Raw genomic sequence first — 14912 nt, 5'->3', positions numbered from 1 at the left:
CTTTAATTGAAAAAATTGCTGAACTGGTTAATGACAAAAAAATTGATGGCATTTCTGATATTAGGGATGAAAGCGATCGCGACGGAATGCGGGTAGTTATCGAACTCAAACGAGATGCCATCAATTTTTTTGTCATTAACCAGTTCAGCAATTTTTTCAATTAAAGCTGCTTTATTAGTTTGGTAAGGTAACTCTGTAACAATAATAGCTTCTTTATCAGGACGACCGCGCTGTTCGAGAGTTTCTATAGTAGCGACTCCCCGCATAGTTATAGAACCGCGACCGAGTGTGTAAGCATCACGGATACCAGATTTTCCCAGAATTTGAGCCCCTGTAGGAAAGTCAGGACCGGGAATGTAGTGCATTAACTCAGTATCAGTTATTTCTGGGTTGTGTATCAGTGCTAACAAACCATCAATAAGTTCCCCCAAGTTGTGGGGAGGAATATTAGTTGCCATTCCCACTGCAATACCAGACGAACCATTGAGGAATAGTTGAGGAATGCGGGAGGGCAATGCCAACGGTTCTTGTTGAGAACCATCAAAGTTATCTACAAAATCTACTGTTTCTGCATCAATATCCCGCAACATGGCATCAGAAGTGAGCGCTTGTAGACGACACTCTGTGTAACGCATAGCCGCAGGTGGGTCATTGTCTACGGAACCAAAATTACCGTGACCGTGAATGAGGGGCGATCGCATTGAGAAATCCTGAGCCATTCGCACCAAAGCATCGTACACCGCTGTATCGCCGTGGGGATGATACTTACCCAGCACTTCTCCCACAACACGAGCGCATTTACGGAAAGGGCGGTCTGCTGTTAACCCTAATTCGTTCATGGCATAGAGTATGCGGCGATGTACGGGTTTGAGACCATCTCTAGTATCTGGTAATGCCCTACCTACGATTACACTCATGGCATATTCTAGGTATGATTGGGACATTTCATTACGGAGATCGGTCGGTACAATTCGTGACTCAGAAGTAGTCATACTAATGAAAAACTCCGTTAAATATATAATGAATTAGCAAAAAACCGAAAAAATTGGATTTCGTCCGATTAAGTTCGGTGTATTTGCCAAATTATGCTGTTTACGTCTACAATTATAGCATATTTTGTGTCTATTTTTTGAGAAAATTAATGAGTAATAGATAAGTATTTTCCGTCCGATTTCAAGTTAAAATACTGGTATGATTACACTGAAGAAGGAAGAAGGAAGAAAAAAGAAGGAAAAAGTGGAGGGGGATAGTCAATGACTTATAACTCCAACCATCTGTAAACACCGTGTAGACAGGGGGGTATTAAACCCAAAATCAAAAGATAAAAAGTTTCATTTAATCAAAAAAAATCTAATATCTAAAATTAACTGATGATTTCTGTTATTTATTCCGATGAATTTCTCGAACACAAAACTGGTATGCTACACCCGGAGCGACCAGAACGTTTAACTGCAATTGTCAAAACTCTCAAAACTTTTCCTCACAATGGCCAATTGCAATGGCGATCGCCCACCCCGGTGCAACAACGTCATTCATCATTGATGACACTACTAGAAAAAGTTCACTCTCGCAGCCATATTCAAGCAGTAGCAGAAATAGCTAATCAAGGTGGCGGTTATTTGGATGGAGATACGCCAGTTTCTGCGAAAAGTTATGATGTGGCATTATTAGCGATAAGTGCTTGGTTAGATGGAGTCGATCTAGTATTAGCAAATGCCAATCCGGCGTTTGTGTTGGCGAGACCCCCTGGACATCATGCTGAAAGTAGACGAGGCATGGGATTTTGCTTATTTTCCAATGCGGCGATCGCAGCTCATTATGCTCTAGAGAAACCAGGTATTAACAAAGTCGCCATTCTAGACTGGGATGTGCATCACGGTAACGGTACTCAAGAAATTGTCGAAACCAACGAAAATATAGCCTACTGCTCCCTCCATCAATCTCCCTGTTATCCAGGCACTGGCTCTGCTGATGAACATGGTTTCCACAATAATGTATTAAATTTACCCATGTCACCAGGTACCACAATGGCAATTTATCAACCCACATTCGAGCAAAAAGTTGTACCCTTTTTAGCTAGCTTTCAACCAGATTTATTGATTGTTAGTGCTGGCTATGATGCTAACCGTGACGACCCATTAGCAGGTATTGCTCTACAACCAGAAGACTATGGAGAATTTACAAAATATTGTTTGCAAATAACCCGCAAAATCTTATTTGGTTTAGAAGGTGGTTATGACCTACCTAGCTTATCTCAATCAGTAGTAGCAACAATTGAACGTTGTTTGTAGATTAATTCAGTTAGCCTCCTACCGGAAGAACTGTGTTAGCAGTTATCAGTACCTCCGGCAATAGGGAAGCTTTGAAGATGTAGGTAAGTTAAAGCGATCGAAGATTTCAAAATCAAACATTATCAGGACTTAAATTAAACGGACATGAAATGATATGAATAATTATATTTTAACTGAGACTGGATTGATTCGCTACCACTCAATTAATTTGCAATTTTGTAATTCTCTAGGTTGTGTGGGTACTAACCACAAATCTAATCAAAACGCAAATTTTGTGTTTAAATGGTTAGTCCAGCCCACTTTTTTCAAGTAAACGTTATTTTGGTGACAATACGTCGGGATGCTAGGCCAGTTCCAACCTCTATTGTTCGGCATTAAACAGCCAAAGAGATTTGAAAAGCTAGTGTGCCGAACGTAAAAAGTTTAAATAACCGGGCGAGGCCAACTTTACATCTAAAATAAATTGATAGCTGAAGAAAATCAAGGCTTGCAATTAAAAATTGACCCTGGTTCTAAACAAACAGGCTTTGCAATGGTTACCCAAAGTGAAGAAGTTATCTTTGCAATGGTTTTAATCCATCGTGGTCAGTAAATCAAGAATGCTTTGGAGCGACGGCGAACTCTTCGTCGAGGTCGTCGTCGAAAAACTCGCTACCGTAAGTGCAGATTTTTCAACCGCAAACGAAACAAAGGATGGCTGCCACCAAGTTTCAGGCATCGGGTTTTGAGATCATGTCCGTTGGGGCGCGTTTGTGTAAAAGTTAGCGTGGATATCTACAGGAAATTTAAGTTTTTTTCTTGCTCAATGGCCTTCCTGTTTGTTGCCTGTTGCCTTCCGGAGCTTTTGCCTGTTGCCTACCTTTTCTATACAATACCGATGCTACCGGACATGATATGACTGTAGAAACTTGGGTTAATAGACTTTGTAAACTAAGTCCGATAAGTAGTTTGACTATGGAATTGGTCAAGTTTGACACCCAGAAAATACAGAACCCAGAAATTTCAGGAGTTGAATATCAAAAAGGGGAACTATTTGGTGATCATGTCCGGGAGTATCTATTAGAGAAATGGGGTCGATTATCTGCTGATTGTGGGGGAATAGATACGCCCTTAGAAGTTGAACATATAGTTCCACGCTCAAAAGGTGGTAGTAATCGGGTGTCTAATTTAGCCATAGCTTGTCATCAATGCAACCAAAATAAGGGTGCTATGGATATTCGGGAATTTCTCGAAAATAAACCGTCTATACTAGCTCATGTTCTAAAGGTTGCCAAAACGCCATTAAAAGATGCTGCTGCAGTCAACACAACCCACACTCAAATCTTTGAAACTTTAAAAGCAAAAGGTTTGCGTGTGATTACCGGTAGTGGTGCTGGTACTAAATATAACCGTTGTCGGTTGAATTTGCCAAAAGAACATTGGATAGATGCTGCTGGCGTTGGTGAAATTGAAAAGTTAACAATATTTACTTCTCAACCCCTGGTCGTCACAGCAATGGGACATGGTTGCCGACAAATGGTACAGATGGATAAATATGGTTTTCCTAGGATTGGTGACAAAGCAAAAAAACCTGTACCAGGCTGGAAAACAGGGGATATTATCAATGTGGTCAAAGGCAAAAATGCTGGTTTAAAAGGAGTCAGGATTAAAACTGTCAGAAGCAAAGGCAATTTTGATATCCGACAGGGGGATAAAATCTTGTCTGTATCTCGAAACCATATCCAACCTGTCCATAGACGAGATGGATACAATTACTCGTTTTAAGTATATTTTTTCTAAGAGGTCTAATGCTAGATTTTTCTTCATCATCTCCTGAGTCTAACACAGAACGTTCAGGTTTTGAACCCGAACTTGGTGGAGTGTTACGGAATACTCCCGAACGTTCAGGTTTTGAACCCGAACTTGGTGGAATGTTGCGACAAAAAGGAGTTTACGTTGATGAAATTACCTGTATCGGTTGTAAACACTGCGCTCATGTTGCCCATAATACTTTTTATCTTGAACCAGATCATGGGCGAGCGCGGGTTTTTCAGCAAGATGGGGACTCTGAAGAATTAATCCAAGAAGCGATCGACACTTGTCCTGTAAATTGTATTCACTGGGTTGATTATACTAAACTAAAAAATTTAGAACAAGAGCGCAAATATCAGGTGATTCCTATTGCTGGTGGTCCTGTGGATAGTGGAGCAGCTCGTATTGCTAGTCATAGAAATAAGCAGAATGCGAATAAATAGTAATGATGTACAAGGCATGAATAGTCAAACTCTTGCTGTGTGGGGACTTATATCATGTCCGGTAGCATCGGAGCGTGTATAGAACTAAGTTTCAATAGACATCTCCAGAAAAGAGGCAACAGCGGTCAGACCCCGCGACGACGCTAGTCGCAAGGGAATGCTGACCAAGAGAGGCAACAGGGAGAAATAATTGATAATTTATGGATAAGAATTGATTTTATTTTTGATTTTTACCAGATGTCTAATTGAAAGAAACTCTTTCCTACGGAATGCTACGCAAACAGCATAGCAGCATAGCTGCCCTCTGCCTTCCTTGCACCAAAGCATAAGTATTTAAGCGGACATGATATTATATCAAATCCGTTTAATTGGACATAAAAAAAATCTTCAATCGCCATCACTACGTTTATCTTTGTAATTCTTTCTCCTCCTGACTCCTGACTCCTGACTCCTGAGGACTCCTAACTTAACCATTCTATGGCTGTTTAACCGGATTTGATATTACCTGCAAAATATGTACCTCACGATATGTACCTCACGGGCAGCAGGAAGTGCTATAATTACAACAAGAGCGATCGCTCTTTATACCCTTAGCATTTAAAAATCAAGAAACCATAGGGAAAATTTCCTGTGGAATGCTGCACAAACATGAATTGCTTCTACTCCATTCCTATTTATGATTCTTGCTCTTCTTTCTCCTCAAATACTTCTGCCAAAAGAGGAGAAATATTACTATTCAACTTACCTGCTCGAATAAACTCAGCATAAGTTTCCGCTTCGATATCCACCAACTCTTCCCGCAATAACTTCATATCCAGCGCCACTAACTGAGAGTGTTCTGCTTGCATTTTATCAATTTTCTCCTGCAACTGCTTCAATTCCTTTTGCAAAAATTCTGCCTGATAGCGATAATATTCTGGGTCAATTTCTTGCAACCTGACCAACTCAGACACATAATTAAGCACCCGTTTTAAAGCTACACGGCGAGCGGTCGTTTCCATATATTCCTGACGCAACGGTTGGTCGCCTATTAAACCCAATACTTTCAACATTGACTGAGTTGTTAAACCTTGCACCAACAATGTAAACAATACCACCCCAAATACAACTGCCGTAATTTCATCTCGCCCAGGCAAAACTACAGGTACACTCAACACCAGAGCAATAGAAACCGAACCCCGTAAACCTCCCCACCAAAGTAACGTTTGTTCTTTTAAACCAATATTTGACTTGACTACCAAATTACTCAAAGCACTCAAACTATAAACCGAAATTGCTCGCGTGACAAGAACTGCTCCAATAGCAACTGCTATTAATACTATATTATCTGCCAGATTTGAATATCGAATTTGATCGCCTATTAACAGAAACACTATGGAGTTGACAAAAAATGCCACAAACTCCCAAAACTCACTAACTATTAACCGAGTGCGGGGGTTCATCCCAATGCGGGAACCGAAGTTACCTAAAATTAAACCAACAGTGACAACCCCAATAACTCCCGAACCGCCTAATTTTTCTACTATTACATAAGTACCATAAGCAGAAACTAAAGTTAGTGACTGTTCCACCAAAGGTAAATCAAAACGTTGGGTGAGGTAAGAAATGCCAAAACCAATTAAGCAACCGATACCGACACCGATGCCAACAAAACTAAGAAAAGTGAATAGAGAGTCCGAAATAGAAAATTTATCTACTGTTCCTAATGGAATTCCAACTAGCAAAGTAAAGGCAACAACCGCCACCCCATCATTAAATAAACTTTCTCCTTCCATTAAGGTGCGTAGGCGTTTACTTGCTCCTAATTCTTTTAATAAAGCTACTACAGAAATAGGGTCTGTTGCGGATAAACTAGCTCCGACGAGAAAGGCGATCGCTAAGGGAATTCCGGTGAAAAAATTCAAACCATAAGCAATACCAACTACAGAAATAATTACACCAATAATGGCAAAAAATCCCACTGGAACTAAATCTCGTTTTAAGTCTCGCCAATTCAAATTCCAAGCAGCCTCAAATAATAAAGGAGGCAAGAAAATTTCGAGGATTAATTCAGGAGATAAACTGACTAATCTCACATCAATGAATGCTAGAATTAATCCAAAAATTACTAATAATAAAGTAAAGGGAATTCTACGGAACCAACTAAAAACTCGTGAGAAAGTAGCCACACTCAGAGAGACAGAAAGAACTAACAGAAATTGTTCTATATTTTGCTCAATAACTGTTTCATTTACGGCAGTTTCTAAAGCCATATATTACCCCTAAATTTTGCATAAAATTAATGTCAGCATTTCCTAGGTCATGCTGCGCAAACAGCTATTAGCTGTCAGCTATCAGCAACAAGACTCTCTCCTTAAGGACAGTGTTTAAATTAATATAGACTTTAAGAGCAAGGGAGCCAACTTTTGTAGTAAGACAATTAATAAAGCTTTGATCGTAAACTAAAAGTAATAGCTGATAGCTGACGGCTGTTTGCACAGCATTCCGGAGGAAATGCTTACAAATTAATAGATATCTCCAGAAAATAAACTTGCCCTTTATTTGCTATAAACTAGAGTGTAATAACTCAAAAAATCATTTTCCGTGTTTTTTTCCTAAAAAAATCTTTCCATATCCGCCGTTCCCTATTTTCTATTCCCTACTTTTACAAAAAGTCTATATCTTTTTCACGCCTATGTCTAATAGACATCTCCAATAATAAAAAATAAAATCAATTACCCCACATAAATTCTCAATTCTTTCCCCCTACTCCCTACTCCTTACTCCCTCTTTTGAAGGAGATGTCTAATAAATAGAAATACCGACTGTTGTCTGAGTGTAAGAAACAGTCGGTTTTTTAGCAAAGAGCTGAGGTTGAATCTAAGCTTCTTTGTTTAAGAACTTTTGGATTTGTTGAATGGCTACAGCCCCAATATTGTAAACTGCCCAACCACCAGCAGCAATTATAGGTAATAGAACAATTAACAAACGAAAGTCAAATTCCATTTACTCCCCTCCTAAAGATTTTTAAAGATTTATCATTTCTTATAATCTTAATCTAAAATTAAGTTTTTTGAGCAAAATTTGAATAGGGAATAGGGATTAACGAAGTCAGAAGTCAAAAGTCAGAAGTCAGAAGTTAAAAGTGATTTTTGTAACGGGAATTTTAGCAAAGCTCCAAAAATATTTCCCCTTAAAAGCCAGGGTTGCACGACCAAATTATTTTGATAAAATACATTTGTGTCCTTGAGCAGTCGATCTAAAAATAATTTTTCTTACCTATTTAACCTGACCATCAAATATACAATTAATTTTGCTTGACTACTTATCAGCTTCAATTCACTTTTGACTTTTGACTTTTGACTTTTGACTTCAAATACACTTTTGACTTCACTTGGTAAATCCAACATCAGTTCCCTTGCCAGCGTGGACTAAAGCTAACTTTTCATAACGTTGAGCGTGTTCAATTAAATTAGCAGCCTCTGACTCTGAAATATCCCTAACTTTTTTCGCCGGTACTCCTACCACCAGAGACAATGGCGGTATATCCTTAGTGACAATAGACCCAGCTCCCACAATACTACCTGCCCCTACCCGTACACCATCCAAAATTACAGCTCCAATACCAATCAAACAACCTTTTTCTATATGAGCTGAGTGAATCACAGCTCGATGTCCAATTGTCACATGATCTTCCAAAACAGTTACTAAACCAGGGTCTCCATGAAGCACTGCCCCATCTTGGACATTACTATGGTTCCCAATCACGATCCGTTCTACATCCCCTCGGACAACAGTCCCATACCAAATACTAGCTCCCACTCCTACTTCCACAACACCCATAACTACAGCGTTATCTGCCACAAAAGCAGCTTGGGATAAATCTGGAGGAGGCCAAAAAGAGGGCTGATTTGACATGATCTTCGTTAATATTAGTGATGTTTGCTTAATCGGAATTTTATAGCAGGCAACAGGCAACAGGCAAGAGGAAACAGTGGGAAAAACATTACCTAATCTAAGATTCATCATTAGTCCATATCCTAATCAACCCGTTCCTTGCCATAGGCTAAAAAATATTTAACTCCTGACTCCTGGTTGAAACATCACAAATTCTCTACCCCATAATGTAGGTTAAGAGTTTGATGTAGTACTTTAGTAACTATCCTGTAGCTATTTAGCTCAGATTCTTTAACCAAGCTAACTATAATTAAGTCACCACAGCTCTCTAGAAACTATGACCCAATCCTCTATCAATTCTGCCCTCCAATACCCAATGTTTGGCCCTGAAATTCAGTGTCCTCACTGTCGCCAGACCATACCAGCTCTCACCTTGACAGATACGTATTTATGTCCTCGTCACGGAGCTTTTGAGGTTGACCCAAATACTGGTAAGTTGTGTCATCTTCAGTCTGGCCGTCACTGGCGTCTATGGAACGATGAGTGGTATCGGCAACATACTCATCCCGATGGTATTAGGTTTGAAATCCATGAAGCGCTGGATCGACTTTATACTGAAGGATATAGAGCCACTCGTTTGATTATTGCTCAAAGATATCAGGAGTTGGTTAGTACCTATTTGGAACGTAGTACCCCTTGGCGTTCTAACTCTGACTCTTCCTGTAAGCCCAAACTTTATGGTTTACCTGTAGAATTTAGTCCCGACCCCAAGGATGAGCCTTGCTGGGAAGTAATCAATTTTCAGTTGGACAAAGAAGCAGGAGTACCCGTTCGATATCCCTATTTTCGATTGTTTGAATAAACTATTCCGCAGACTTCTTGCGGAAGTCAGGCAATAGGGAATAGCGGTGCGACCCCGCGTCGGCGACAGACGCAAGCGGTCAGACCCCGCGACGACGCCAGTCGCAAGGGAATGCTGACCAAGAGAGGGAACGCGCACCAAGAGAGAGAATAGGGAATAGGGAATAGGGAGGTGAAATTGTTGATTTAATATCTTGAATTGATTTAATTAAAACTTTTGCAAGAGGTCTAGCATTTATAAATGATTTATAAATATTGATTGATTGAATAGGGTTGATAGCTGAAAAGTCTTTCCCTTTTCTCTTGAAAAGTTATCCTTATTTATTGCCAAAATAAATTAGTCTTAGCTGAGTTCTATTTACTGTAAAATTAATACTGAAAATCAGGTTAAAAATATTAAACTAGAATGCACCATGCCTCGATTCGGACAGCCAATATTCATCGAGCGATCGCTTTCTATGAAAAACTAGGTTTTACGGTCTGCGAACGCTTTACTACAGGCTATACTTTAGCTTGTTGGATGGAGGGATTAAATGGCAGAATTGAACTGATTGAAATTCCTCAGCCAAAACCTGCACCTGATGCTTTTGGGGATGAGCATTATGTTGGATATTATCATTTATCATTTGATTTGACTCAAAATACTACAGATTTACCTAGTTGGTTAAATGATTTAAAACAACAATTTGATGCTATAGCAGCAGCACAACCAGAAATGTTTCAACCATTGAAAATTCTTTTAGAGCCTACTCAACAAATGATTGGAAATAATGTTTATGAAGTTGCTTTTATTGCTGACTGTGATGGTTTACCTCTAGAATTTATTAGAAAGTTAAATCCTTAGAGTAAATTGGACAATGCTTTGAAGATTTTACAGCAGTTTTGGAGTTGATGAGGTACAAAATTTTAGGACTTTAGGGAGTAGGGAGTAGGGAAAAAAAGATTAATCTTAAAACTATACCTCACGCTCCCTAAAAAGTGCTGTAAAAATGCAGCATTCAATTATTGTAGTGGACCGACACAGCTTAAATGGTGCATTAGCTTTTTTCATAATCACCCCATCACCCCATCTCCCCATCACCCCATCCCCCCATTTTCTAATGCACAAAATTAGCTGTGTCAGTCCAGTAGTATGTGATAGCCTTGCTTCTAGAAAAAAATACAATCAAGCAAACCGTTAAATATTCCACTTTACTTCATTACTGGTAACTTTAAACTTTAAAGGAAATTATGAAACAAACATTCCGTAAATTACATAGAATAGTAGCCCCAATAGTTTTTCTACCATTATTTGTCACTGTCATTACAGGAGTAGCTTACCGACTTGGTAGAAATTGGTTTGGTTTATCCAGAGACCAGGCACATATTTTAATGGTAATTCACGAAGCCGAATATCTTGGAGAAGACATTAAACCTTTTTATGTACTCCTAAATGGTATCGGATTGATCTGGATGTTAGTAACAGGTATTATTATGAGTGGCTTATTTAATAAAAAGAAACCCAAGCAAAATACAGAATCAAATACAACTACAGTAGAATCATAGAATTACAGCAGTTTTCGAGTTAATAAGGTACAAAGTTTTATGCTTTTAGGGAACAGCGGTGCGACCCCGCGTCGGCGACAGACGCAAGCTGTCAGATCCCACGTCGGCGTCAGACATAAGGGAATGCTGACCAAGAGAGGGAATGTGCACTCTTGTGAGGGAATAGGGAATAGGGAACAACAAACAAATGAATAAAAATTATAGATTAGTCTTAAACTGTACCTCACGATCCTGAAATTTGCAGTATTAAAAATTCTGAGTAGATCGGGACTTACGCAAAATAGAAATTATACACCATCTGTAGGGGCGTTACGAAGTATGCGAAGCAAACGGCCGAAAGCTGGCGCATAACTATCGTTAACGCCCCTAGTATATGTGGTGGTTATGCGTAAGTCTTGTAGATATCATCAAAAAAAGCTAGTGCAAAAAGGCAGAAGGCTTTAGTTATCTAGAATAGCTTTAGTTATCTAGGATAGCTTTAGTTATCTAGGATAGCAGAAGGCAGAAGGGAAGAAAGGTTATTGTACAAGCTTTTGAACCTTTTTTAACTGGTTAGTTATTTCCGCCATCCTGCACTAGTAAACCAATAATTTCATAATATTTTAGTCAAAAAAAAGTCTCAATCTACCAATTCCAAGTAGAGTTTAAATATTCTCAATTTATCTTGTCTCAGTCAAGGCATCAATTTGACATTTGACTTTAGTTCTACCTAGACTTTAAGATGTCATAGATAATATTTAAAAAGCGTTTCGGTACAGAAAATGCTGATAGCTAGTTAACAACTTGTCAGAAAACATGAACATTTTTAGTAATATACTCGCAACTCCCGCAAAACCTAAGCCACGTCCTACTGTTAAGAAAAAACAACGTCGAGGAATAGAAATTAAATCTCAACGAGAAATAGAAATTATGCGACAATCCTGTAAAATAGTCGCAACAGTACTCAAAGAAATTTCTCAGATTGTTAAACCAGGAATGACAACTGCTGACCTAGATACATATGCAGAAAAACGCATTCGAGAAATGGGGGCAACGCCAAGTTTTAAAGGTTATCATGGTTTTCCTGGCTCTATTTGTGCTTGCATAAATAACGAAGTTGTCCATGGCATTCCCAATAAGAAAAAAGTTATTCGAGTTGGTGATGTTTTAAAAGTAGATACAGGAGCTTACTATCAAGAATTTCATGGAGACTCTTGTATTACCATTGGCGTAGTTGAAGTTGCTCCTGAAGCAGCCAAACTAATTCGTGTAGCAGAAGAAGCAATGTATAAAGGTATCGAACAAGTCAAAGCTGGTGCTTATCTACTCGATCTTGCAGGAGCTATTCAAGATCATGTAGAAGCAAATGGTTTTCGTGTAGTCGAAGAATTTACAGGTCACGGTGTGGGAAGAAATTTACACGAAGAACCTTCTGTTTTTAACTCTCGAACTAAAAGTTTGCCAAATGTGAAACTCAGAGCAGGTATGACTTTAGCTATTGAACCAATTCTGAATGCTGGTTCTAGATTTACACGAATTTTATCCGATAAATGGACTGCTGTTACTGTTGATAATTCTCTTTCAGCTCAGTTTGAGCATACAGTATTGGTAACAAATACTGGTTATGAAATTTTAACAGATCGCTCCCAAGTTAGCTGTTAGGTATCATGTGATAGATGTGATAGTTTTTTTTCTATCTTAATAATTAGAACTTATAGAACCTATTTGGCATTTTTATTCAAGCTAAATTAGCTTCTGAAGTAGCTAGTATATCGAGCAATTTCTGGCTAGATAGTGGTTGAGTGAGAACTATTTATGCCAATCATGATTAAACCAAGAAAATGTAAGGCTGATATTAGGTAAGGAGAACTTAAATGGGTTCTATAAGTATTTGAGTGGGACTCAAACAATTTCTGGAGATGTAGCAATTAGCTATCGGGTACAAACGTCAATAAATAATCTTACATAAGTAACATTTTAGGGTAGTAGAAGTCAAGATTAAACCCTGCAATTAAGTCAAACTTCATTAAATCTTTAAATATTTTTTTTAGTTAAATTATACTTGAATGTTTATTCTGTAAGACTTTTAACCGCAAATATATGGATGGGAGAAATATGTTGTTTTGATGAAGCTCTGTAAAAACACTTGCACTGACTGGAAAATGTTTGCTATTTTATCCATCAATAAGTAAAGAAATGCTGCAAAAAATTAAATTTGTGCATTTACATTTACTGGATGCTCATAATTTCAGAACTCCAAAATTCTAAATATGAAACATAGTAGATTACTAGCTCTAACAGTTCTAAGTTCGGTTGTATCACTATATGTTAAAGTGCCTGAGGTACGAGCTTTAACTATCAATTTGACTTCGACTTACAATACGCAAGCAGATATTGGTTTTCGGAAAGCTGCTGATTTTTGGGAGAGTCAATTTACAGATGATATCACTGTCAACATCAATGCAGGTTTTGAAGACCTTGGTGAAAATATTTTAGGCGGAGCTCTCTCTACAATGGCTTTTACTAATTATACAAGTGTTTGGAATACACTTTTGAATGACATTACCTCACCTTATGATACTATAGCTGTCAGTAACCTTCCGCCAATTCCAGCCTTTGACTTATTAATTAATCGGACTTCTGATAATCCTAATTTCCCTCCTGATTTTGAGACACCTTATCTTGATAATGATGGGAGTGAGAATAATTCTATAATTCGGATGACCACAGCAAATGCTAAAGCTTTAGGTTTCTTTGTACCTCCAGAAACATTTGGTGATTTTGATGCAGAAATTACTTTCAGCAGTAATTTTGAATACGACTTCGATAACACTGATGGAATTACTTTAGAGACATTTGATTTCGAGGCTATTGCTATTCATGAGATAGGTCATGCACTAGGCTTTATCAGTGGTGTTGATATCTTGGATATTAACAGTCCGCCTGCTGGAGATATGTTGTTTCCTGGAAATGCCTTCACATTTGTCAGTCCTCTAGATTTATACCGCTATTCGGATGAAAGCTTTGCCCAGGGTGCGCTAGATTGGACAGCAGATACCAGGGAAAAGTATTTCTCAATTGATGGTGGTGTTACTAGCGAGGGTACTTTTTCAACTGGTCGGTTTTCTGGTGATGGTCGTCAAGCGAGTCACTGGGAAGATAATTTAGGACTAGGCATTCTAGACCCAACACTTGCTCCTGGAGAGTTGGGAATAGTTACTCGTCTAGATCTTTTAGCCTTTGATGTCATTGGTTGGGACCCAGTAGAAAAGCCTACTAAGGATATTCCAGAGCCATCACCTATTTTGGGAATGCTATTGGCAATTACTGGTAGTGTTCTACTTAAAACTCAAATAAAATCATCGTAAAAATTCGGTAAGCGGAAAACCAGCCATATTTAACTACTGGATAGAAACAACTTGACGAATGGGGTTGCACATTCAAGAATGATAATAGATTTTAAACTGTACATATATTGAGGAAAGAATTATCCAAAAATATCTACTTTCGGATTTCATCATTCCTGATTCTGCAACGCCTGACTAATTCTAAATAGACATCTCCAATAATATAATAAAACCTACATTCCGCAGATTAACGGTGCTGTTGGGGGATTTTTTTTCCGGCTATATTATATATAATACCATCTGTGTGGCCAAATAGCGATCGCTAGTCTCAAAACATTGCTGATTCTGTCATTGAATAGTCTAGAGATATTATAGCGGTTTTCACAAAGGTAGACTTGCATTGCTTCTGCCTTCTGCCCTCTGCCTTCTGCCTTTAAGCCAAAATCTCTGTATTCTATGTTAATGAAAACTGCTATAATGATGGGTTGAGAAGCAATTAAATGCGTTGGCGGAGCCTAGCGGTAGCTATATCGCGCTCTTGAATGCAATCGCAGTACATCCTCTAGGAAACTGAATGGATGCGATTAGCTCAAAGGGATAAATTTTCACCTACATCACTCATGGCCAAAATATTGAAATCCTTACCCTGCCATGTTTGTGTAGCAGTACCTCCCCATTTCACTAGCCAAAATTGTTCAAATTGTGGTCAAACAGTTAAGAAATTATTGTCAGTGAGGACTCACAAATGTCCACACTGCGGTTATATTGCTGACAGAGAC

12 protein-coding genes and 3 pseudogenes are annotated in these 14912 nt (G+C 38.6%); 11 read left to right on the top strand and 4 right to left on the bottom strand.

Features of this window, described 5'->3' with window-relative positions:
* Positions 1–5: 5 nt before the first annotated feature.
* Positions 6–164: a DNA gyrase subunit A gene (locus F6K13_RS34880; RefSeq protein WP_375340651.1), complete on the top strand. Its 159-nt coding sequence runs from the start codon at positions 6–8 to the stop codon at positions 162–164.
* On the opposite strand, the pseudogene F6K13_RS02835 reads toward F6K13_RS34880, so the two are convergent.
* A pseudogene (locus tag F6K13_RS02835) lies at positions 159–839 on the bottom strand (DNA gyrase subunit A); the annotation flags it as partial. The gene F6K13_RS34880 and the pseudogene F6K13_RS02835 overlap by 6 nt on opposite strands.
* A 531-nt stretch (positions 840–1370) precedes the next feature.
* On the opposite strand from F6K13_RS02835, the gene F6K13_RS02830 reads away from it, so the two are divergent.
* From F6K13_RS02830 to F6K13_RS02815, 4 genes and pseudogenes are all read left to right on the top strand, one after another.
* Positions 1371–2291, top strand: a complete 921-nt coding sequence (locus F6K13_RS02830) for a histone deacetylase (RefSeq protein ID WP_124145542.1) — start codon at positions 1371–1373, stop codon at positions 2289–2291.
* Positions 2292–2766: 475 nt separating this feature from the next.
* Positions 2767–3015 (top strand): annotated as a pseudogene (locus F6K13_RS02825) (RRXRR domain-containing protein); the annotation flags it as partial.
* A gap of 170 nt (positions 3016–3185) precedes the next feature.
* On the top strand, positions 3186–4055 hold the full coding sequence (iscB, locus tag F6K13_RS02820) for an RNA-guided endonuclease IscB (RefSeq protein ID WP_287286784.1): 870 nt from the start codon (positions 3186–3188) through the stop codon (positions 4053–4055).
* Between the two features lie 23 nt (positions 4056–4078).
* Positions 4079–4525: a ferredoxin gene (locus tag F6K13_RS02815; RefSeq protein WP_124147439.1), complete on the top strand. Its 447-nt coding sequence runs from the start codon at positions 4079–4081 to the stop codon at positions 4523–4525.
* A gap of 674 nt (positions 4526–5199) precedes the next feature.
* On the opposite strand, the gene F6K13_RS02810 is transcribed toward F6K13_RS02815, so the two are convergent.
* The 3 genes from F6K13_RS02810 to F6K13_RS02800 form a co-directional block, all read right to left on the bottom strand.
* Entirely contained in the window at positions 5200–6777 is a 1578-nt protein-coding gene (locus F6K13_RS02810) for a sodium:proton antiporter (protein ID WP_124147438.1), read from the bottom strand.
* Between the two features lie 607 nt (positions 6778–7384).
* Entirely contained in the window at positions 7385–7510 is a 126-nt protein-coding gene (locus F6K13_RS02805; protein WP_124147437.1) for a photosystem II protein Y, read from the bottom strand.
* 384 nt (positions 7511–7894) lie between these two features.
* On the bottom strand, positions 7895–8422 hold the full coding sequence (locus F6K13_RS02800) for a gamma carbonic anhydrase family protein (protein WP_124147465.1): 528 nt from the start codon (positions 8420–8422) through the stop codon (positions 7895–7897).
* Between the two features lie 316 nt (positions 8423–8738).
* On the opposite strand from F6K13_RS02800, the gene F6K13_RS02795 reads away from it, so the two are divergent.
* The 6 genes and pseudogenes from F6K13_RS02795 to F6K13_RS02770 all read left to right on the top strand — a co-directional run.
* The gene (locus F6K13_RS02795) at positions 8739–9263 is read left to right on the top strand and encodes a TIGR02652 family protein (RefSeq protein ID WP_124147436.1); all 525 of its coding nucleotides are present in this window, start codon (positions 8739–8741) and stop codon (positions 9261–9263) included.
* A 405-nt stretch (positions 9264–9668) separates the two neighbouring features.
* Complete coding sequence (locus F6K13_RS02790; protein ID WP_124147435.1) at positions 9669–10106, top strand: VOC family protein; 438 nt, start codon at positions 9669–9671, stop codon at positions 10104–10106.
* A 386-nt stretch (positions 10107–10492) separates the two neighbouring features.
* On the top strand, positions 10493–10807 hold the full coding sequence (locus F6K13_RS02785) for a PepSY domain-containing protein (protein WP_240039186.1): 315 nt from the start codon (positions 10493–10495) through the stop codon (positions 10805–10807).
* 795 nt (positions 10808–11602) lie between these two features.
* A complete protein-coding gene (gene map / locus F6K13_RS02780; protein ID WP_124154668.1) occupies positions 11603–12448 on the top strand; it encodes a type I methionyl aminopeptidase in 846 nt (281 codons plus the stop codon).
* A 608-nt stretch (positions 12449–13056) separates the two neighbouring features.
* Complete coding sequence (locus F6K13_RS02775) at positions 13057–14154, top strand: NF038122 family metalloprotease (RefSeq protein ID WP_124147432.1); 1098 nt, start codon at positions 13057–13059, stop codon at positions 14152–14154.
* 638 nt (positions 14155–14792) lie between these two features.
* Positions 14793–14912: pseudogene (locus tag F6K13_RS02770) on the top strand (zinc ribbon domain-containing protein); the annotation flags it as partial.

This window comes from Okeania sp. SIO2B9 (assembly GCF_010672505.1).
GTDB classification, from domain to species: Bacteria; Cyanobacteriota; Cyanobacteriia; order Cyanobacteriales; family Microcoleaceae; genus Okeania; species Okeania hirsuta.
The sequence above is the reverse complement of the archived record's forward strand: the minus strand, read 5'-3'. Positions and strand labels throughout refer to the sequence as shown.